General features: G+C 73.2%; 20 protein-coding genes. 7 read left to right on the forward strand and 13 right to left on the reverse strand.

Translation table 11 applies throughout. The annotated features are described in order from the left end of the window. Nucleotides 1-82: 82 nt before the first annotated feature. From ACERUN_RS16065 to mca, 3 genes are all read right to left on the reverse strand, one after another. Nucleotides 83-721: a LysE family translocator gene (locus tag ACERUN_RS16065; protein ID WP_370291042.1), complete on the reverse strand. Its 639-nt coding sequence runs from the start codon at nucleotides 719-721 to the stop codon at nucleotides 83-85. 70 nt (nucleotides 722-791) lie between these two features. Beyond that, entirely contained in the window at nucleotides 792-1,115 is a 324-nt protein-coding gene (locus tag ACERUN_RS16070; RefSeq protein ID WP_370291043.1) for a hypothetical protein, read from the reverse strand. A gap of 136 nt (nucleotides 1,116-1,251) precedes the next feature. After that, nucleotides 1,252-2,199 carry a mycothiol conjugate amidase Mca gene (gene mca, locus ACERUN_RS16075; RefSeq protein WP_370291044.1) on the reverse strand — a complete coding sequence of 316 codons (948 nt, stop codon included), beginning with the start codon at nucleotides 2,197-2,199 and terminating at the stop codon, nucleotides 1,252-1,254. Nucleotides 2,200-2,240: 41 nt separating this feature from the next. Here mca and ACERUN_RS16080 point away from each other — a divergent pair, with 41 nt between their 5' ends. Both ACERUN_RS16080 and greA read left to right on the forward strand, forming a co-directional pair. Continuing rightward, nucleotides 2,241-2,693, forward strand: a complete 453-nt coding sequence (locus ACERUN_RS16080) for a DUF4307 domain-containing protein (RefSeq protein WP_370291045.1) — start codon at nucleotides 2,241-2,243, stop codon at nucleotides 2,691-2,693. Between the two features lie 246 nt (nucleotides 2,694-2,939). Further along, complete coding sequence (gene greA / locus ACERUN_RS16085; protein ID WP_370291046.1) at nucleotides 2,940-3,446, forward strand: transcription elongation factor GreA; 507 nt, start codon at nucleotides 2,940-2,942, stop codon at nucleotides 3,444-3,446. Nucleotides 3,447-3,487: 41 nt separating this feature from the next. On the opposite strand, the gene ACERUN_RS16090 is transcribed toward greA, so the two are convergent. Together ACERUN_RS16090 and ACERUN_RS16095 are read right to left on the reverse strand one after the other, a co-directional pair. Beyond that, nucleotides 3,488-4,855 (reverse strand): AI-2E family transporter, encoded by a 1,368-nt coding sequence (locus tag ACERUN_RS16090; RefSeq protein ID WP_370291047.1) that lies wholly within the window; start codon nucleotides 4,853-4,855, stop codon nucleotides 3,488-3,490. Between the two features lie 34 nt (nucleotides 4,856-4,889). After that, nucleotides 4,890-6,074 (reverse strand): cystathionine gamma-synthase, encoded by a 1,185-nt coding sequence (locus ACERUN_RS16095; RefSeq protein ID WP_370291048.1) that lies wholly within the window; start codon nucleotides 6,072-6,074, stop codon nucleotides 4,890-4,892. 83 nt (nucleotides 6,075-6,157) lie between these two features. Between ACERUN_RS16095 and msrA the strand changes: the two genes are divergently transcribed. The 3 genes from msrA (at nucleotide 6,158) to ACERUN_RS16110 (ending at nucleotide 8,805) form a co-directional block, all read left to right on the forward strand. Beyond that, nucleotides 6,158-6,802 carry a peptide-methionine (S)-S-oxide reductase MsrA gene (gene msrA / locus ACERUN_RS16100; protein WP_370291049.1) on the forward strand — a complete coding sequence of 215 codons (645 nt, stop codon included), beginning with the start codon at nucleotides 6,158-6,160 and terminating at the stop codon, nucleotides 6,800-6,802. 181 nt (nucleotides 6,803-6,983) lie between these two features. Next, complete coding sequence (locus ACERUN_RS16105) at nucleotides 6,984-7,850, forward strand: hypothetical protein (protein ID WP_370291050.1); 867 nt, start codon at nucleotides 6,984-6,986, stop codon at nucleotides 7,848-7,850. Nucleotides 7,851-7,965: 115 nt separating this feature from the next. Next, entirely contained in the window at nucleotides 7,966-8,805 is an 840-nt protein-coding gene (locus ACERUN_RS16110; protein ID WP_370291051.1) for a hypothetical protein, read from the forward strand. 31 nt (nucleotides 8,806-8,836) lie between these two features. On the opposite strand, the gene ACERUN_RS16115 is transcribed toward ACERUN_RS16110, so the two are convergent. Next, complete coding sequence (locus tag ACERUN_RS16115; RefSeq protein ID WP_370291052.1) at nucleotides 8,837-9,052, reverse strand: hypothetical protein; 216 nt, start codon at nucleotides 9,050-9,052, stop codon at nucleotides 8,837-8,839. 106 nt (nucleotides 9,053-9,158) lie between these two features. On the opposite strand from ACERUN_RS16115, the gene ACERUN_RS16120 reads away from it, so the two are divergent. Continuing rightward, nucleotides 9,159-10,523 carry an ABC1 kinase family protein gene (locus ACERUN_RS16120; RefSeq protein WP_370291053.1) on the forward strand — a complete coding sequence of 455 codons (1,365 nt, stop codon included), beginning with the start codon at nucleotides 9,159-9,161 and terminating at the stop codon, nucleotides 10,521-10,523. 16 nt (nucleotides 10,524-10,539) lie between these two features. Here ACERUN_RS16120 and ACERUN_RS16125 read toward each other — a convergent pair whose 3' ends face one another. The 4 genes from ACERUN_RS16125 to ACERUN_RS16140 are packed head-to-tail and all read right to left on the reverse strand — an operon-like array spanning nucleotide 10,540 to nucleotide 15,021. Beyond that, nucleotides 10,540-10,935 carry a pyridoxamine 5'-phosphate oxidase gene (locus ACERUN_RS16125; protein WP_370291054.1) on the reverse strand — a complete coding sequence of 132 codons (396 nt, stop codon included), beginning with the start codon at nucleotides 10,933-10,935 and terminating at the stop codon, nucleotides 10,540-10,542. A gap of 19 nt (nucleotides 10,936-10,954) precedes the next feature. Continuing rightward, nucleotides 10,955-11,539, reverse strand: a complete 585-nt coding sequence (locus ACERUN_RS16130; RefSeq protein WP_370291055.1) for a hypothetical protein — start codon at nucleotides 11,537-11,539, stop codon at nucleotides 10,955-10,957. Nucleotide 11,540: 1 nt separating this feature from the next. Then, complete coding sequence (locus ACERUN_RS16135) at nucleotides 11,541-13,583, reverse strand: VWA domain-containing protein (protein ID WP_370291056.1); 2,043 nt, start codon at nucleotides 13,581-13,583, stop codon at nucleotides 11,541-11,543. Further along, the gene (locus tag ACERUN_RS16140) at nucleotides 13,576-15,021 is read right to left on the reverse strand and encodes a magnesium chelatase (protein ID WP_370291057.1); all 1,446 of its coding nucleotides are present in this window, start codon (nucleotides 15,019-15,021) and stop codon (nucleotides 13,576-13,578) included. The genes ACERUN_RS16135 and ACERUN_RS16140 overlap by 8 nt, the downstream gene beginning before the upstream one ends. Nucleotides 15,022-15,087: 66 nt before the next feature. Here ACERUN_RS16140 and ACERUN_RS16145 point away from each other — a divergent pair, with 66 nt between their 5' ends. Beyond that, nucleotides 15,088-15,924, forward strand: coding sequence for an adenylate/guanylate cyclase domain-containing protein (locus ACERUN_RS16145; RefSeq protein ID WP_370291058.1), 837 nt, complete (start codon nucleotides 15,088-15,090; stop codon nucleotides 15,922-15,924). A 28-nt stretch (nucleotides 15,925-15,952) separates the two neighbouring features. Here the strand turns inward: ACERUN_RS16145 and ACERUN_RS16150 are convergent, their stop codons facing one another. From ACERUN_RS16150 to ACERUN_RS16160, 3 genes are read right to left on the reverse strand one after another with little or no spacing between them, the layout of a single operon-like run. Next, entirely contained in the window at nucleotides 15,953-16,981 is a 1,029-nt protein-coding gene (locus ACERUN_RS16150; protein WP_370291059.1) for a GNAT family N-acetyltransferase, read from the reverse strand. A 52-nt stretch (nucleotides 16,982-17,033) separates the two neighbouring features. Further along, complete coding sequence (locus ACERUN_RS16155) at nucleotides 17,034-18,230, reverse strand: lipid-transfer protein (protein WP_370291060.1); 1,197 nt, start codon at nucleotides 18,228-18,230, stop codon at nucleotides 17,034-17,036. Next, nucleotides 18,227-18,688: a Zn-ribbon domain-containing OB-fold protein gene (locus tag ACERUN_RS16160; RefSeq protein ID WP_370291062.1), complete on the reverse strand. Its 462-nt coding sequence runs from the start codon at nucleotides 18,686-18,688 to the stop codon at nucleotides 18,227-18,229. Before ACERUN_RS16160 ends, ACERUN_RS16155 begins: the two co-directional genes overlap by 4 nt. Between the last annotated feature and the right edge of the window lie 56 nt (nucleotides 18,689-18,744).

Genomic DNA, 18,744 nt, shown 5'->3' on the forward strand with positions numbered 1-18,744 from the left:
CCGCACCAAACGCCCGCCAAAGCTTGCGGTTTGGCGCCACACCGCAACCCCCGACCCCGGAAACTCGCCGGACGCTGAGCCGTCAGTGCACGCCACCCGAGAGCGCCATCGCGACTCCGAGGGCGATCATCGAGGTGCCGCCGACGGCGCCGAGCGCGCGGCCGCGGCTCTCGGAGGCCACGAACCAGTCGCGGGCGCGGCCCGCGACGGCGGCCCAGGTGCCGTCGCACACCAGTCCGAGGACGACGGCCACTGCGCCGAGCTGCAGCATCTGCAGCGGCACCGGGGTGGAGCCGGTGCGGTCGACGAAGGGCGGGAGCATCGCCGCGAAGATGACGAAGCCCTTGGGGTTGCTGACCCCGACGACGAAGCCCTGGCGCACCGCGGTGGCGACGGTGAGCGGGGCACCGGCGTCCTCGCTCATCACCAGCGCGCCGCGGTGGCGCCACGCCTGGACGCCGAGCCAGACCAGGTAGGCGGCACCGACCAGCTTGACGCTGAGGAAGATCAGGTCCGAGCGGGCGACCAGGGCGCCGAGGCCAGCGCAGACGAGGGCCATCACGACGAACAGGCCGCCGGTGTTGCCGACGACGCTCGCCAGCGCCACCCGCTGGCCGTACGACAGGGCGCGTCCGATGACGAAGACCACGCTCGGGCCCGGGATGACGATGACCACCAGCGCCGCCAGTCCGAAGCCCAGCAGCTGGTCGAGCCCGATCACCTCGAGAGCCCCTGCCCGCCCCTGCCCGAGGAGGTGACGCCCGCCATCGGTGGCTGCCCGGCCAGCGCCGCTACTCCGCGCCGGGGTCGCCGGAGCGGCGCGAGTGCTCGGCGACCTCGGGGCTCTCGGGCACATCGGTGCCGGGGCCGTCGTCCGGGAGGACCTTCTCCTCGGGAGCGTCGCCGTACACGCCCTCGGCCTTGGCCCGCTCGGCGCGCTTGAGCTGGCGACCGAGACTCCAGCCGAGCACGCCGACGGCGATCACCAGCGAGATGAAGACGGCGAACCCGGTCCACCCGGCGACCACCTCGTCGTCCGGCGGCGCCTGGCCGTCCTGACCGCCCGCGACGAGCGGCAGCAGGGAGGTGACGACGTGGGCGGTGAGACCGTGCATACCCTCCAGTGTGGCAGGCGCGTCGGCCCCACCCACCAGCACACGCCCCACCCGACAGCACCGGGGTCACCCGGCAGCACCCGGCAGCACCCGGCAGCACCCGACGGCACCCGACGGCACCCGGCCCGGGCGGCGTTCAGGCCTGCGACACCTCCACCGGCTCACCGAGCTCGAGGTCAGCGTCGGGGTCGATGCCCGCGAACAGGTCGTCCTCGGGCACGGCGTAGGGCACGAAGCTGACCACGAGCTCGAAGTCCTCGGTGGGCCAGACCCGCTCCTGCAGCTCGCGCGGCACGGCGAACCAGAAGCCGTCAGGGTCGATCTGCGTGGCGTGGGCCAGCAGCGCCTGGTCGCGCACGCCGAAGTAGTCGCCGCACGGCACCCGCGTGGTGATGCGAGCGTCCCACTCGGGCTCGGGCTCCCAGTCCTTGAGGCGCTGCTCCCAGGGCGACTCCAGGCCGTGCTCGACCATCGCGTCGTGCAGCGCCTGCATGCGGGGACGGTTGAAGGAGTGGTGGTAGTACAGCTTGCGCGGCTGCCAGGGCTCGCCGGCGTCGGGGAAGCGCTCGGGGTCGCCGGCCGCCTCGAAGGCCGCCACCGACACCTCGTGGCAGCGGATGTGGTCAGGGTGGGGGTAGCCGCCGCGTTCGTCGTAGGTGGTCATCACGTGCGGGCGGAACTCGCGCACCTCGCGCACCAGCCGCTCGGTGGCCTCCTCCAGCGCCTCGAGGGCGAAGCACCCCTCGGGCAGCGGCGGCTTGGGGTCGCCCTCGGGCCAGCCGGAGTCGACGAAGCCGAGCCAGGTCTGGGTGATGCCGAGGATGTCGCGGGCGCGGTCCATCTCCTGGCGCCGGACCTCGCTGATGTTGGCCAGGATGTCGGGCCGGTCCATGCGCGGGTTGAGGATCGATCCACGCTCCCCGCCGGTGCAGGTGACCACCCGCACCGCGGCGCCCTCGGCCACGTACCTCGCGGTGGACGCCGCGCCCTTGCTCGACTCGTCGTCGGGGTGGGCGTGCACGTGCATCAGCCGCAGCCCCGAGCGGTCGGGGCGGTCGGTCGCCGGAGGGTGCGAGGTGGCCATGCGCACCATCGTAGGTAAGACCGACATGCCACCATGAAGGGGTGACCACCGGACCCGCCCGACCTGCCGATCCGGACCCGCACGCCGAGGCGTCGTCCGATCGGCTCGACCAGCGCTACGGCCTACAGCGCCGTGGACGACGCACGCTCCCCGTGGTCGCGGGCGTCGCCGTCTCCGCCCTCTTCCTCGGGTGGTTGGCGTGGGCCACGGTCTTCCACTCCGACCCGGAGGTCTCCTCGGAGGAGATCGGCTACTCGATCCTCGACGACTACCGCGCGAGCACCCGGGTACGCATCGACGCCGACGCCGGTCTCACCGGCCTGACCTGCTCGCTGCGGGCGCTGTCGGCCGACAAGGCGGTCGTCGGCGAGACCGCCTTCGCACCCGAGGCGGGGCAGCGCAAGGTCTACACGATCGAGGTGCGCACCGAGCGTCGCGCGACGACCGTGGAGTGGATCGGCTGCAAGGCCGACGGCCAGCCCCGCTTCCGCTGACCCGGCCCTCCCCCGGCCATCCTCCCGCCAGGCCCGGCCGGGCCCGGCACTGCCGCTGAGCGTGCCGAGGACGGGTACCGGGCACGAGCCCGCTAGCATCGAACATTCCCTGCGCCCCGAGCGGGCGCCCGACGAGCGCGGTGGGCCCGCGCCCTCGCCAGCCTCCGGCCCCGCCGGTCGCCGCGAGGCAGGTGTGCCCGACCACCGCGACCATGGACGACGAACGCAGTACAGGAGTTGCTCGAGATGACCCAGACCGACCAGCCCGGCGACAGCACCGTGTGGTTGACGCAGGAGGCCTACGACAAGCTCCAGGCGGAGCTGGAGCACCTCAAGGGCCCCCGCCGTGCCGAGATCGTCGCCGAGATCAGCGCCGCGCGCGACGAGGGCGACCTCAAGGAGAACGGCGGCTACCACGCCGCGCGCGAGGAGCAGGGCAAGAACGAGGCGAAGATCGCCCAGCTCGAGGACATGCTCCGCCGCGCCGAGATCGGCGAGACCCCTCCCGACGACGGCATCGTCGAGCCCGGCATGGTCGTCACCTACAAGTTCGAGGGCGATGACGACGACGAGGCCGAGAGCTTCCTGCTCGGCGCCCGCGAGATCGAGCCCGAGGGCCTCACCGTCTACTCGCCCCAGTCGCCGCTCGGCCAGGCCATCAACGGCCGCAGCCGCGGCGAGACGGTGTCGTACGAGGTCAACGGCCGCACGCAGACGGTCGTCATCCTCGACGCCAAGCCTTTCACGGGCTGAGCCCTTCACCGGCTGAGCCGTCCACCGAGAACTGCGCCGGCTCACGCCGGCTGGGGTTCGACCCCCTCCTCCGAGCCGTCCGTCCCCGCCGGGACGGGCGGCTCGGCCAGGTCCGCCAGGTGCAGCACGACCGCATTGGCGGCCGCGGCGATCGGCACGGCCACCAGAGCCCCGATCACGCCGGCCACGAGCACGCCGGCGGCGATGGCCATGATCACGCCGAGGGGGTGGATCGCCACCCACCGGCCGAGCAGGAACGGCTGCAGCACGTGACCCTCGAGCTGCTGGATGCCGATGACCACCGCGCCCATCAGCAGCGCCGTCACCGGCCCCTGGTCGACGAGTGCGACCAGCACCGCCACGCTGCCCGCGATCGTCGCACCGATCACCGGGACGAACGCTCCCAGGAACACCAGGACGCCGATGGCCAGCACGAACGGCACGTCGAGGACGGCGGCGCCGATCGCGATGCCCGTCGCGTCCACGAGGGCCACCACGACGGTGGCGCGCACGAACTGCACGAGCGAGATCCAGGCGACGCGACCCGAGCTGTCGACCCGCTCGCGAGCGGCGCGCGGGGCCAGGCGCACGATCCACGCCCAGATGCGGTCGCCGTCGGCGAGGAAGAAGTAGGTGGCGAAGAGGGAGATGAAGAAGCCGGCCACGACGTGGCCGAGCGCCGCGCCGAACTCGGTGACACGGGTGAGGAACTCCCCGTCGCGGGAGTTCTCGGTGATCAGGTCCTGCGCCTGCTTGATGTAGTCGTTGATCTGCGAGTCGCTGGCCTGCAGCGGCCCGTTCTTCAACCAGTCGCGGATCTCCTGCAGGCCCTTCACCGTCGAATCGGCCAGGTCGGTGGCACCCGAGGCGACCTGCTGCCCGGCGAAGGTGAGCAGCAGGCCCACCACGGCGAAGCCGGTGACCACCACCACGAGGGCGGCCAGACCGCGGGGCACGCCGAAGCGCACGAGGCCGCGCACGAACGGCGAGGCGAGGGCGCCCACGAGCAGCGCCACCGCGAGCGGGATGGTGACCACCGCGAAGTAGCCGACCAACCACAGGACGCCGTAGCCCGCCGCCGCGATGAGCAGCAGGCGCCACGACCAGCTGGCGGCGAGGTCGAGACCGAAGGGCACCTCGGCGCGGCGGAAGTTGGTGGGGCCGCCACCCACGGTGAGCGGCTGGTGGCGCTCCTCGCGCACCGAGGCCCACTGCTGGGCGAAGCGCCGCAGCAGCGTCTCGTCGCGCAGGCGCCGCTCGCGCTCCTCGGAGGTCTCCTCGGACGGGTCCTCGACGGCGTGCCCCCGCAGCAGTCGGCGCCGGCGCAGGCGGGCCTGTTCCTCCGGAGTGCCGTCGGCGGCAGGTTCCTTCTCGGAGGGCTGCTGCTCGGGCGTTCCGTCGCTCGTCACGACGTCAGGCTAGTCGCGTGCGCCGGGCGGCGGCTCACCCGAGTGAGCGATCGAGGTCGGCGAGGAGGTCGTCGATGCTCTCGATGCCGACGCTGAGGCGCACGAGGTCGGCGGGCACCTCGAGCTCGGTGCCCGCCACGCTGGCGTGGGTCATCCGACCGGGGTGCTCGATGAGGCTCTCGACCCCGCCGAGCGATTCGCCCAGGGTGAAGACGCGGGTGCCGGCGCACACCGCCAGCGCCTGCTCCTCCCCGCCCGCGACGCGGAACGACACCATGCCGCCGAAGCGGCGCATCTGCTTGGCCGCGACCGCGTGGCCGGGGTGCTCGGGCAGACCGGGGTAGATCACCTCGCTCACCGCCGGGTGTTCGAGCAGGAACGCCGCGACGCGCTCGGCGTTGTCGCTGTGGCGCTCCATGCGCAGCGCGAGGGTCTTGAGCCCGCGCAGCACCAGCCAGGAGTCGAAGGGCCCGGCGACGCCGCCGATGGAGTTCTGGTGGAACCCGATGGCCTCGGCGAGCTCGGCGTCGTCCACGACGAGGGCGCCGCCAACGACGTCGGAGTGACCGCCGGCGTACTTGGTGGTCGAGTGGACGACGATGTCGGCGCCGAGGCTCAGCGGCTGCTGCAGGTAGGAGGAGGCGAACGTGTTGTCGACCACGAGCCGGGCCCCCACCTCGTGGGCCACGGCGGCGATCGCCTCGATGTCACCCACCGACAGCAGCGGGTTGGTGGGGGTCTCGAGCCACACCAGCTTCGTCGCTCCGGGGCGGATCGCGGCGCGCACGGCGTCCACGTCGGTGACCGGGGCGGGGCTGTGCTCGAGGCCCCAGTTGCGCGCCACCTTGTCGAAGAGCCGGAAGGTGCCGCCGTAGGCGTCGTTCGGTAGGACGACGTGGTCGCCCGGGCGGCACAGCGCGCGGATCAGGGTGTCCTCGGCCGCGAGGCCGGAGGCGAACGCGAAGCCGTGGGCGCCGCCCTCGAGCGCGGCGAGGGTGCTCTCGAGCGCGGTGCGCGTGGGGTTCGCCGAGCGGCTGTACTCGTAGCCGTTGCGCAGCCCGCCCACGCCGTCCTGGGCGTAGGTGGAGGTGGCGTAGATCGGCGGGATCACCGCGCCCGTGGTGGGGTCCGGCCGGTACCCGGCGTGGATGGCGCGGGTCTCGAAGCCGGCGTCCGACAGGTCGTGCTCGTGGTCGTGCTCGAGGTCGTGGTCGCTCACCCGGGCGACGTTACTCGTGCCGCCCGCCCCCGGCGCACCCGGCCGAGTGAGGCAGCCCTTGCCTGCCGAGCGATGATGGAGGCATGTTCTCCCGCCGCAAGTCAGAGATGATCGACCCCTCTGCGGCCCTGCCCGGCCGCCCGACCCCCACCTTCACGCTGCCGGCCAAGCACGAGGTGCTCGACGCACCGATCGTCACCGACGAGGTGCCCGACGGCCTCGAGGTCGCCGAGTTCGGCCTCGGCTGCTTCTGGGGTGCGGAGGAGATCTACTGGCAGGTCCCCGGCGTGTGGTCGACCTCCGTGGGTTACGCCGGCGGCTTCACCCCGAACCCCACCTACGAGGAGGTCTGCTCGGGTCGCACCGGCCACACCGAGGCCGTGCGCATCGTGTTCGACCCCGCCCAAGTCAGCTACGCCGACCTCGTCAAGCAGTTCTTCGTGGTGCACGACCCCACCCAGGGCATGCGCCAGGGCAACGACATCGGCACCCAGTACCGCTCCGCGATCTACTACCACTCCCCCGAGCAGGAGCAGACCGCCCGCGAACTCACCAAGGTCTACGGCGACGAGATCGCCCGCCGCGGCTACGGCGAGATCACCACCGAGATCGCCCCGGCCGGCGCCTACTACTACGCCGAGCCGCACCACCAGCAGTACCTCAAGAAGGTGCCGCACGGCTACCGCTGCCACGCCAACACCGGGATCCCCTTCCCCGAGACGGTCTGAGGCTCGCGCTCGTCGAGGACGGCGGTGGCCCCCCGGCCGCCGCCGTCCTCCGTCTTCTCGGTCATCAGCCCCTGCTCCGCTGCTCGGGCAGGTCCTCCGACCGGGCCCGCTGCTCGGCCGTGGTGTCGCCGCGGGCGGGCCAGCCACGGCATGCTGGTGCCCTCCGGACCGAGGAGCCCCCATGACCGTGCCCCCGCCTCGCCCCCGACGCCACCGCATCGCCGCGCTCGCCGTCGCCCTCACCGCCATCGTCGCGAGCACCGCCGCAGCCACCGCCGCGCCGGCGCGCGTCGCGGCAGCACCCACGCTGGCTGCCCTGCCGGGCTCGGTCGACTCCGGCGCCGACGTGCGTCTGAGCGGCACGGCGCCGCGAGGGGCGGTCGTCACACTCCAGGCCCGCCGCAGCACCACGTGGACGACGCTGGGCACCAGCCGCGCGTCGTCCCGGGGGACGTGGAAGGCGACGGTGCGCTTCACGAGCGGTGGCACGGTGCGGGTGCGCGCGGTCGCGGCGGGTCGGCCCAGCGGGATCCGAGCGGTCGACGTGTACCAGTGGCTGCGCCTGAGCGCGCAGCCCTTCGTCACGAGAGCGCAGCGCTCGCGCGTGGGGCCGGTGGTCGTGGGCGGTCGCCGCTATCCGGCCGCACTGAGCCTCACCGACGCCTCGAACGCCGCCAGCACGTACTGGGCGCTGGACCGCCGGTGCACCGACCTGCGTTACTCGATCGGGCTGCTGGACAGCGAACGCGCCCGGGCCACCGGCACTGAGCTCGGCGCGTCGAAGGTCTACGGGCTGCGACCCGACGGCGGCCTCGCGGTGGTAGGGCCGGCCTTCGCTGCCGACTGGAAGCAGAACCGGGTGTCGACGTGGACCCAGACCGGGCTGGCCGCGGCCGATCGGTTGAACCTGACCACGCGGATCATCGCCGACGGCGCCATCAGCGGCAGTCGGGCCGCAGCTGCCACGCTCTCGATGACGGTGGTCTCGGCCCGCATCCGGTGCCGGGCCGCCGCGCTGGCACCCCTCTCCCCTGCACGCGTGCCCTGAGGGCGCTCACCGCTCCGCCGTCGGGGCGTCCTGATCGGTGAAATCGCTGCGCGCAGCGGCGGTGATGGGTCAGGCTCGCCGGACCCCCGTCTCGGCCCGCCCCCGAGGAGCCCCCATGGACGTCCCCCGCACCGCAGCGATCCGCGTCGTCGCCGCCACGCTGCTCGTCACCCTCACCGTCGCGCTCGCTGGCCCCGCCTCGGCCACCGGCACGCCGCAACGGCGCGCAACGGTCACCCTCGCGGCGCTCCCCGCCTCGGTGGACGCCGGCACCACCGTGGTCGTCAAGGGAACCGCTCCGAAGAGCGCGGCCGTGAAGGTGCAGCAGCGTCGCGGCACCTCGTGGACGACGATCGCCACCGCGAAGGCGTCGACCAAGGGCGCGTGGTCGGCCCGTGTGCGCTTCGCGACCGGCGGCACGTCCGCGGTGCGCGCGGTCGTGGGCACGGCGGCGAGCGCGACGCGCCCGGTCGACGTCTACCAGTGGCTGGACCTCAGCCGGCAGCCGTTCGCCACCAGCATCGGATCGGCCAGCGGCGTCACTCTCACGGTCAACGAGCAGGCGTTCCCCCGCTCGCTGTACAGCTACGGCGCGCGGCAGGCGCTGACGATGTGGGCCCTCGACCGGCGCTGCACCGACGTCGTCTACGGCACGGGGCTGCGCGACTCCGAGTACGCCACGAGCGGGCGCGACGAGACGCTCACGACCCAGGCGGCCGCCTACGCTCCCGACAACACGCTCGTCGCCTACCCCCCGCAGGGGACGGCCGACTGGAACTCGGGGGCCGCCGAGGTCCGAGCCGGTCGGCTGGGCCGTGCCGACCGCTTCATCGTCGCGGTCAACCAGTCGGGGTCCGCCGAGGGCAACGTGTCGCTACCGATCCTCACGCCTCGGGCGCGGTGCAAGGCGACCGGACTGCGGGGCATCGGGTTCGACGAGGTGCCCGCCTTCTGAGCGGCGAACACCCCGACGAGCGGATCGGCGGTCAGCCGGCCAGCACCTCGCGCACGTCGACGGCGGCGTGACGCTCCTCGATGGCAGCGACGAGACGGGTGAGCTCGTCGTCCGACATCTCCACCCCCACCTCACCGGCACCGTTGCGCAGCTCGTCGAGCACGGTGCCCTCGGTGGCGCCGTCCTGCCAGGAGGTGACCCGGTCGGCGACGGCCTGGATCGCGGTCAGTCGGTTCTCATCGTCCATGGCGCGCCGGTACCCCGCCGCACGCGTCCCGAGCCCTCGGCACCCCGGGAGGCAGCGGACCAGCGGCCCCTCGCGGCGGTTGGAGCGATCGGCGACACTGGAGGACATGGCTGACCTCCCCAGCAAGGCCGGACGCCGCGCGGCCCGCCTGGCCGCCCTCCCCCTCGGCTACGCCGGACGTCAGGCGGTCGGACTCGGCAAGCGTCTGGGCGGAGCGCCCGCCGAGGCGGTGATGAGCGAGATCCAGCAGCGCACCGCCGAGCAGCTGTTCAAGACCCTCGGCGAGCTCAAGGGCGGCGCCATGAAGTTCGGCCAGGCGCTGTCGGTGCTGGAGTCGGCGCTGCCCGAGGAGATGGCAGCGCCCTACCGCGAGCAGCTCACCAAGCTGCAGGACTCCGCGCCCCCGATGCCCACCGCCACCGTGCGCCGCCTGCTCACCGAGGACCTCGGCGCCACCTGGCCCGAGAAGCTGGTGTGGCTCGACGGCGCCCCCACGGCTGCGGCGTCCATCGGCCAGGTGCACCAGGGCCGCTGGCGCGCGGACGACGGCACCGAGCGCCTCGTGGCGGTCAAGGTGCAGTACCCCGAGGCGGGCCAGGCGATCGAGGCCGACCTCAAGACCCTCTCCCGCGCCGCGCGCGCGATCGGCCCGCTCATCCCGGGCGTCGACATCAAGCCCCTCATCGAGGAGGTGCAGGCCCGCGCCCTCGAGGAGCTCGACTACGAGCTCGAGGCCGAGGCGCAGCGCACCTACGCCGAGAAGTTCCGCGACCACGACTCCATCGTCGTCCCCGACGTGGTGGCCGTCGGCCCTCGCGTGCTCATCACCGAGTGGCTCGACTCCGAGGGGTCGCTGGCGCGGATCATCGCCGACGGCACGCAGGCCGAGCGCGACCACTACGGCGAGATCTACGCCCGCTTCCTGTTCGCCGGCCCCGCGATGACCGGCCTGCTGCACGCCGACCCGCACCCCGGCAACTTCCGCATCCTGCCCGGCCCGAACGGCGAGCCCGGCAAGCTCGGCGTGCTCGACTACGGCTCGGTCGCCCGCCTGCCGCAGCCCGGCCTGCCGGAGCCGATGGGCCGCCTCATCACGCTGTGCGCCGCCCGCGACGCCGAGGGCTTGGTGGCCGGCCTGCGCGAGGAGGGCTTCGTGAAGGACCGGATCAAGATCGAGCCCCAGCTCGTCATGGACTACCTCTCCCCCTTCGTCGACTGCTCCATCGAGCCGAGCTTCCAGTTCAGCCGGGCCTGGATGCGCGAGCAGTTCCAGCGGGTCAACAACCCGAAGGACCCGTCGTACTCGGTGGCCATCAAGCTCAACCTGCCGCCCTCCTACGTGCTCATCCACCGCACGTGGCTCGGCGCGATCGGCGTCCTCAGCCAGCTCGAGGCGCGCGCACCCTTCCGCGACCTCATGGAGGAGTACCTCCCCGGGTTCCACCCGCCGAAGGAGCCGGTGGCCGGCTGAGCCCGGCGCGCGGCGGCTAGTCGCCGTCGGAGGTGACCGGCGCGCAGTCGTGGCCGCACCCGTCGGCAGCGACGCTGCCTCCCTGGGCCTCGGCGTGCGAAGCCGGACGGTGGAGCACCCCAGCGGTGGCGTGGACGACGACGTCCTCGCCCTCGACCTCGGCGGTGCCGTCGACGAGCAGCGTGTAGCCGTAGCGCTCGCGCGGCGCGAACACGACGGTGACGACGGGGTTCTCGGCGAGGTTGGCGAGGGTGCCGCGGCCGGGCCCGGTGATGCGCAGGCGCCCGGCGTCGTCCACCACGGGGTCGACGGTGACGACCTTGATCCGCGCCGACGCCGTGCTCAGCAGGTAGCCGCTGTCGAAGTCGGCGAGGGCGGTGTGCAGGTCGGCGGGGTCGACGGGGATGCTCACGCAGCCCAGCCTAGGCCGTTCACCGCCAGGCGACCGGCTCGGTGGCCCGCTGCTGCAGGGCGAGGGCCTCGTTCGTGGAGGTCGTGATGCAGGCGCTGTCGAGGGTGGCCGACACGCTGCCGCCCTCAGAGGCCACGGAGAGGGTCTGGTCGTCCTTGGTGGCCACGACCTTCGCCGACGACGCACCGCCGGGCACGTCCCAGCCGTCCTCGTCGAGTGCGCCACGCACCTGCTCGCCGGCACCGGCGCCAGCCGCGGCGTCGGTGGAGAGGGTGACGACGGTGCGCACGACCACGCCACCGGGTGTCGCGTCGGCACCGCTGCAGGCCACGTAGGTGCGCCCGGCGGAGTCGAACTCGGCGCCGAGGTCGTCGGCGATCGTGTGGAGCACACCGTCGACGACGCCGTCGGCCTGCTCCTGCGCCAGCGTCACGGGCGTGGACTGCCCCTGCTCGAGAACGGCCGGGCTCAGCCCGCCCTGCTGCGAGCAGGCACTCAGTGCGAGCACACCCACGACCGAGGCGATCGGGGCGACGACGGCGTGGACGGCGTGGACGGCGCCCGCGCGTCGTCCACCGCGGGGCTGTCGGAGTCGGTAGGTCATCTCAGCCCGCCCAGAATCCGCGCGAGCCGAAGAAGTCGCCGTAGGAGCCGCCGGCCCCGGGACGGCCGCCGCGACGCGAGCCGAGGTAGGACCCGACGACGGCGGCTCCGAGGTCGCCGGCCTCGGGGGCGATGACGGAGCCGTCGACGCGACGGGCCATCGAGTCGATGAACCGGGCCAGACCGGGGTCCTCGCCGAGGCGGAAGAAGGTGGTCTGCGCGCCGAGTCGCCGCGCGTTGTCGAGCTCGCGCACGGCCAGCGCGATGGTGGCCGGGTGCGGCGGGTAGTTGAAGTACACCTCGCCGCTCGACTCCAGGTGAGAGGTGGGCTCGCCGTCGGTGACGATGAGCAGCACCGGCTGGGCGTTCGGGTGCTTGCGGAAGTGCCGGTTGGCCAGCAGCAGCGCGTGGTGGAGGTTGGTGCCCTTGGCCCAGCGGGCGTCGAGGGCGGTGAGCTCCTCGATGCGCATGGTCTGCGCGTGGCGACCGAAGCCGATGAGCTCGAGGTCGTCGCCCCGGAAGCGCGAGCCGATGAGGGTGTGCAGCGCCAGCGCCGTCTGCTTCATCGGCACCCAGCGGCCGTCCATCGCCATCGAGAACGAGGTGTCGACGCACAGCGCCACCGCGGCCTGCGTGCGAGCCTCGGTCTCGGCGACCTCGACGTCGTCGATGGCCAGCAGACGGTCGTCGCCTCCGGCCGAGCGGCGGGTGACGCCGTTGAGGATGGTGCGCGGGAGGTCCCACGGCTCGGTGTCGCCGAACTCCCACGAGCGGGTGGCGCCGGAGAGGTCGCCGGCGGCACCGGCCTGGCGCAGGTCGCGCTGGCCCTGGCGGCCCGAGAGCTTCTGTGCGACGTCGCGCAGCAGCGCCTTGCCCAGCTGGCGCATCGCCTTGGGGGTGAGCCGCAGCTCGCCGTCGAAGCCGCGCTCCATCGCACCGGAGTCGCGCAGCGCCTTCTCCAGCTCCTGCAGGGTGCGCGCGTCTACCGCCGCCTCCGGGCCGAGCTGCTGAGCCAGCTTGTCGAGGTCGATGTCGTCGAGGCGGGCACCGCCGTAGCTCTGCGCGAGCTGCTCGGCGAGGGCGTCGAGGTCGGCGATGTCCTGCAGCACCCCGGTGCCGTCGCCCAGCCCCATGCCCTGGCCGCCCTCGCCGAAGTTCTCCGAGCCGTCCCAGTCCTCGCCCGGGCGCAGGTTCATGAGGTTCATGTCGAGCCGGTCGAGCTGCTCCATGAGCGCGGGCGAGCCGAAGGCCTGCGCCGAGAGCTGCATGAGCTCGGCGCGCTGCTCGGCACTCATCGAGTTCAGCATCCGCTGGGCTGCGGCCGCGCGCTGCGCCATGGCGTCGAGCAGCTCGTCGATGTTCTGCGGGTTCTCGGGGAAGTGCTGGCCGTGCTTGGCCATGAAGTCGTCGAAGTCCTGCTGCGTGTCGTCGCCGGCCGCGTGCTTCTCGAGCAGGTCGTTGAGGTCGGAGAGCATCTCGTTGATCGCGGCCCGGTCCTCGTCGGTCGCGTTCTCCAGCGCCTGCTTCATGCCGGCGACGCGCTGGTCGAGCAGCTCGCGCCCGAGCAGGTCCTTGATCTGCTCGAAGGCCTCGCGGGCCTCACGCGAGGTCCAGTCGTAGTCGCCGAGCTCGGTGACGGCGGCGGCCGGGGAGTCGGGCAGGTTCTGCATCCGCATCTCGCGGAAGGCGCGCTCGCCGTCGTCCATCATGGCGTCGCGGGCGAGCTGCTTGCGCTCCTCGAGCACGGCCTTCTCCAGCAGCTCACGCACCTCGTTGAGCGTGCCGTCGAGGTTGTTCTTCTGCAGCAGCTCGCGCCGCCGCTCGGCCACCCGCCGAGCGAGGTCGTCGAGGCCAGCCTGGTCCTGCCCGCCGCGGCGCAGGAACTCGCGCATGGCGCGCTCGGGGCTGTAGCCGGCCATGACGTCCTCGCCGATGGCGTCGAGCGCCTCGGCGATGTCGACGGGCGGCGCGAGGGGGTCGCCGCCGTCGTAGCGGCGGTAGCGGCTCGCCCCGGTCGATCCGCCCCCTGCGATCGGCTCAGCCATAGACGGTCTCGGTGCCTCGGTCGCTGACCTGGGTGTCCTTGCCGATCTTGCGGGCCAGGAAGAGGCCCTCGAGGGCCAGCTCGATCGCGGCGGCCTGCTCGCCGTCCGTGCGGCCGCCGCCCTCGCCGTTGACGCGCTCGCTGATGCGGTCGTAGAGGTCGGACTCCCCCAGCACCGGCAGGCCGGTGAGGACGTCGCGAGCGCCCACCGATCCACCGGTGGTGACGGTGGCGCCGCCCTCGACGGCGTCCACGAGGAGGGCGAGGTCGAGGCCGCGGAAGCGCTCGCGCACGGTCTCGGCGGTGGCGGTGCGCAGGAGGTGGGTGAGGATCTCGTCCTCGCGGCCCTCCTCGCCGGACTCGAACTCGATCTTGCCGCCGAGCACCTCCACGGCCGTCTCGAGGTCGACCACGCGGGCGACGGCGCGGTCCTCGCCGAGGATGGTGGCGCGGCGCAGGGCCGCGGCGGCGATGGTCTCGGCGCCGGCGATGGCGAAGCGGGCCGAGACACCCGATCGCTGGTCGACGGCGCTGGAGGAGCGCAGGTTGCGCGTGAAGCGGGCGAGGATCTCGACGAGGAAGTCGGGCACGTCGACGTGCTCGGCGAGCAGGTCGGCCTCCTGGCGGATCACCGCGACCTCCGCGGCGAGCTCACGCGGGTAGTGCGTGCGGATCTCGGCACCGAAGCGGTCCTTGAGCGGGGTGATGATGCGCCCGCGGTTGGTGTAGTCCTCCGGGTTGGCGCTGGCCACCACGAGCACGTCGAGCGGGAGCCGCAGCACGTAGCCGCGGATCTGGATGTCGCGCTCCTCCATCACGTTGAGCATCGCCACCTGGATGCGCTCGGCGAGGTCGGGCAGCTCGTTGATCGCGACGATGCCGCGGTGGCTGCGCGGGATGAGCCCGAAGTGGATCGTCTCGGGGTCCCCCAGCGAGCGGCCCTCGGCCACCTTCATCGGGTCGACGTCGCCGATGAGGTCGGCCACCGAGGTGTCGGGCGTGGCGAGCTTCTCGGCATACCGCTCGCTGCGGTGGCGCCAGGCGATCGGCAGGTCGTCGCCCAGCTCGGCGGCGCGACGGATGGACGCCACGGTGATGGGCTCGTAGGGGTGCTCGCCGAGCTCGGAACCCTCGATCACCGGCGACCACTCGTCGAGCAGCCCGATGAGGGTGCGCAGCAGGCGGGTCTTGCCCTGGCCCCGCTCCCCCAGCAGGACGACGTCGTGGCCGGCGATCAGCGCCCGCTCGAGCTGCGGGATGACGGTGTCCTCCAGGCCGTGGAGGCCGGGCCAGGGGTCCTCGCCGGCGGCCAGGCGGGCGAGGAGGTTGGTGCGCAGCTCCTCGCGCAGCGTCCGCTGCTCGTGACCGGAGGCGCGCAGCTCTCCGACGGTGGCGATAGCGGGAGCGGCAGGGGCGTGGGAAGCAGCAGCGTTCGTCACGTATCTCACGCTACTGCCGCGGGCCAACGCCCGCGCGGGCCCATGACCGCTCACTACATTGACGACGTGACGCTCCTGGTGGTGCTCCTGGCCCTCGCCTGCGCGGCGATCCTGGTGCTCACCGTGCTCGTGGTGGCCTTCGCGCGCGACCGGGCGCTGCTGCAGGAGCGTCTGGCCGAGCAGCAGCGGCGCATCGAGCAGCTGGAGTCCGACCTCGACACGGCCCTGCGCCCGACCCTCGGCACGTCGTCCGCCGAACGTGCCGTGCGCGGCCTGCTGCGGCGCGCGGTGAAGGTGCGCTCGCACGGCATCAGCGGCCTCATCGCCTCGACGGTGGAGGACCTGCAGGCCTGGGCGAGCGACGAGGCCCGCGCCGACATCCTCAACATGGCCTCCCCCGACGGCACGGTCACCCTGTTCTTCTCCGACATCGAGGACTCCACGCGGCTCAACGACCGCCTCGGGGACCGCCGCTGGGTCAAGGTGCTCGCCGTGCACGACCGGCTGCTGCGCGCGCAGATCGAGAAGCACCGCGGCCAGGTGGTCAAGACCGCCGGCGACGGCTTCATGGTGGCCTTCCGCGACCCCGAGGCCGCCTGCTACGCCGCACTCGCCATCCAGCGCGACCTCTCCCGCGACGGCACCCTGCGCCGCCACGGCCCCATCCAGGTGCGCATCGGCATCCACAGCGGCCAGGTGGTGGCCCGCGACGGCGACTACTTCGGACGCAACGTCGCGATGGCCGCCCGGGTGGCCGACCTCGCCGGCGGCGGCGAGATCCTCCTGACCTCCTCCGTGCGCGAGGCCATCGGCGCGCCGGGGCGGCTGCGGATGAGCGAGGTCGACGTCGTCGAGCTCAAGGGCCTCAGCGGCGAGCACCAGCTGCTGCGGCTCGAGCCCTGACGGCGCAACCCCGGCGCCGCGGCGGGCCTCAGGTGGTGAGGTGCCAGCTCTGCGTGCGGTAGCTCGTCGTCCACCCGAGGGAGGTGTAAAGGCCGTCGGCGCCGGTGGGGCTGTCGGCGTCCACCTCGAGGCCCACGCGGTCGCGACCCCGCTCGGCGGCGTCGGCGATCACCTGGTGCAGCAGCGCCTTGGCCACCCCGCGCCCGCGCGCCCGGCGGTGGACGCCGATGTAGTCGACGTAGCTGCCCTCGGCACCGCCCGGCGCGCTCGGCGTGAGCACCGACGACACCACCGCCCCGGCCAGCAGCGGCTCGTCGCCGGCCTCGCCGCCCTCGACGGTGGCCAGCCACCAGTGGTCCCAGCGGTGGCCGGGGTCCTCGCGCAGACGCATCACGAACTCGGGGAAGCTCTCGCGGTAGGAGCTGAAGTGGTCCTGGAAGGACTCCTCGAGCACCTGGTGCACCGCCTGCAGGTCGGCGGCGAGTGGCAGGCCGTCCTCGTGGCGCTCCACCGGGCGGACGACGACGCCCTCGCGCGGCCCCGGCAGGCTGGCCTTCTCCTCCGGGTCGACGGGGCGCGACATCTGCAGCCAGGTGCGGGTGTGCTCGTAGCCGGCCGCCGCGAGCCAGCGCTGCTGGCGGGGGTCGTCGGCGTAGGCACCGGAGTCGAGCAGGGTCGAGGGGAGCTCGCGCATGCGGGCGATGTCGTCGGCCTGCACGCGGGCGGCGGCGAACAGCGCCTCAGCCAACCGATCGGCCCGGGTGTCGTCGAGCGCCGGGTCGACGGTGACCTCGATGAGGGTGCGCCCGGCGGCGCGGTCGTGCACCGAGAGCCAGGCGAGCAGGCGCTCGTCGGCGTCGTGCACGAGCGCCTGGCGGCGCGTCCACGAGCCGGGGCCCACGAGCACGGCCTCGACCGCCGCCTCCTCGGCGCTGCCCGATCCCTTGGCCGCCTCCTGGTGCGCGGCGAGCAACCGCGTCACCTCGGCGACGTCGCCGGGCTCGGGCGGGCGCGCCGTCCAGGAGTCGGGCAGGTCGTCGATCGTGACGGCGTTCATGGGCCCACCTTTCCAGACGCGCGGGCACCGGTGCTGCTCATGCGCTGAGCGCTCAGCGCACCAGCAGCACCGACGACCCGTGCCCGAACAGCCCCTGGTTGGCGGTGATGCCCACCCGGGCGCCCTCGACCTGGCGCCCCGTGGCCTGACCGCGCAGCTGCCAGGTGAGCTCGCAGACCTGCGCGATCGCCTGGGCCGGCACGGCCTCACCGAAGCAGGCCAGCCCGCCCGACGGGTTCACCGGGATGCGGCCGCCGATAGTGGTCTCGCCAGCACGTAGCAGGGCCTCGGCCTCGCCGCGGCCGCAGAGCGCGAGGTCCTCGATCCAGTCGAGCTCGAGGGCGGTGGACAGGTCGTAGACCTCGGCCACGTCGACGTCCTCGGGGGCGATGCCGGCTTCCTCGTAGGCGGCGTGGGCGATCGACTCCTTAAAGGTGCGCTCCGGCGTGCCGGTGGCCGCCGAGCAGTCGGTGGCCAGCAGCGGCATGTCGATCACGGTGTTCGGGAAGGTCGGCGTGACGGTCGAGACCGCCGCCACCCGCACAGGGTCGACGAGACCGTGGCGCTGGGCGTACTCCTCCCCCACGAGGACGACGGCCGCCGCGCCGTCGGAGGTCGCGCAGATGTCGAGCAGGTGCAGGGGGTCGGAGACCACCGCGGAGGCCAGCACGTCCTCCACCGCGACCTCCTTGCGGTAGCGGGCGTTGGGATTGGCGAGGCCGTGGCGGGCGTTCTTCACCTTCACCTGCGCGAAGTCCTCGCTCGTGGCGCCGTAGAGGTCCATCCGGCGGCGGGCGTAGAGGGCGAAGTAGGCGGGGTTGGTCATGCCGAGCAGGCGGAAGCGCAGCCAGTCGGGGTCCTCCCAGCGCTCGCCGGCGTTGGGGGCGAGGAAGCCCTTGGGCGTGGTGTCGGCGCCCACCACGAGCGCCACCTCGCTCAGCCCGGCGAGGATGCGGGCGCGCGCGGTGTCGATGGCTTGGGCACCGGTGGCGCAGGCGGCGTACGAGGTGGCGATGCGAGCGCCGTTCCAGCCGAGCGCCTGGGCGAAGGTCGAGCCCGCCACGTAGCCGGCGTAGCCGTTGCGCACGGTCTCACCGCCCACCACCAGGTCGACGTCGCTCCACGCCACCCCGGCGTCGGCCATCGCAGCGCGTGCCGCGTGCACGCCGTACTCGGTGAAGTTGCGGCCCCACTTGCCCCACGGGTGCATGCCGGCACCGGCCACCACCACCGATCCACGCGCGCTCATCGCTCGCCTCCGTCGGCGGCGACCGGCTTCCAGCGGTAGATCAGCCGGTCGCCCGAGTCGTCGGCGTGCAGCGTCTCGACGACGAGCTCGACCTCGGCGCCCACCCGCAGGTCGCTCGTGCCGTAGCCCTCGGCCACTTGCCCGAGGACGACGATGCCGTCGGCCAGCTCGACCGCCGCCAGCGCGAAGGGGCGATAGGGATCGCTCGCCGGCAAGTAGGGCGCGGGCGGCTGGTACTGCGCGTCGGTGTAGCTCCACACCGTGCCGCGGCGGCTCAGCGGCACGGTGGTGTGCTCGGTGCCGTCGCACGCGGGGTTGCGGCAGAAGAGCGGTGCGCGGGCGTCGTCCACGGGGACGGGCGGGAACACCAGGTTGCTGCACTGCGCGCAGCGGGTGGCGAGGAGGTGCGGCTCCGCGCCGGTGGTGAACCAGCCCTCGATGACGGGGGTGGCGGTCATGGGCGTCTCCGGTCGGGCGGCCGCGGGAGCGACACGGGGCGAAACTAGAACGTGTT

It is taken from the genome of Nocardioides sp. (assembly GCF_964229035.1).
Lineage (GTDB): Bacteria > Actinomycetota > Actinomycetes > Propionibacteriales > Nocardioidaceae > Nocardioides.

Bases quoted from the DNA above. Each gene is read 5' to 3' on its own strand.
- ACERUN_RS16070 (WP_370291043.1), bottom strand. From the start codon at position 1,115: ATGCACGGTCTCACCGCCCACGTCGTCACCTCCCTGCTGCCGCTCGTC.
- mca (WP_370291044.1), bottom strand. From the start codon at position 2,199: ATGGCCACCTCGCACCCTCCGGCGACCGACCGCCCCGACCGCTCGGGG.
- greA (WP_370291046.1), top strand. From the start codon at position 2,940: ATGACCCAGACCGACCAGCCCGGCGACAGCACCGTGTGGTTGACGCAG.
- msrA (WP_370291049.1), top strand. From the start codon at position 6,158: ATGTTCTCCCGCCGCAAGTCAGAGATGATCGACCCCTCTGCGGCCCTG.
- ACERUN_RS16105 (WP_370291050.1), top strand. From the start codon at position 6,984: ATGACCGTGCCCCCGCCTCGCCCCCGACGCCACCGCATCGCCGCGCTC.
- ACERUN_RS16110 (WP_370291051.1), top strand. From the start codon at position 7,966: ATGGACGTCCCCCGCACCGCAGCGATCCGCGTCGTCGCCGCCACGCTG.
- ACERUN_RS16115 (WP_370291052.1), bottom strand. From the start codon at position 9,052: ATGGACGATGAGAACCGACTGACCGCGATCCAGGCCGTCGCCGACCGG.
- ACERUN_RS16120 (WP_370291053.1), top strand. From the start codon at position 9,159: ATGGCTGACCTCCCCAGCAAGGCCGGACGCCGCGCGGCCCGCCTGGCC.
- ACERUN_RS16130 (WP_370291055.1), bottom strand. From the start codon at position 11,539: ATGACCTACCGACTCCGACAGCCCCGCGGTGGACGACGCGCGGGCGCC.
- ACERUN_RS16135 (WP_370291056.1), bottom strand. From the start codon at position 13,583: ATGGCTGAGCCGATCGCAGGGGGCGGATCGACCGGGGCGAGCCGCTAC.
- ACERUN_RS16150 (WP_370291059.1), bottom strand. From the start codon at position 16,981: ATGAACGCCGTCACGATCGACGACCTGCCCGACTCCTGGACGGCGCGC.
- ACERUN_RS16155 (WP_370291060.1), bottom strand. From the start codon at position 18,230: ATGAGCGCGCGTGGATCGGTGGTGGTGGCCGGTGCCGGCATGCACCCG.
- ACERUN_RS16160 (WP_370291062.1), bottom strand. From the start codon at position 18,688: ATGACCGCCACCCCCGTCATCGAGGGCTGGTTCACCACCGGCGCGGAG.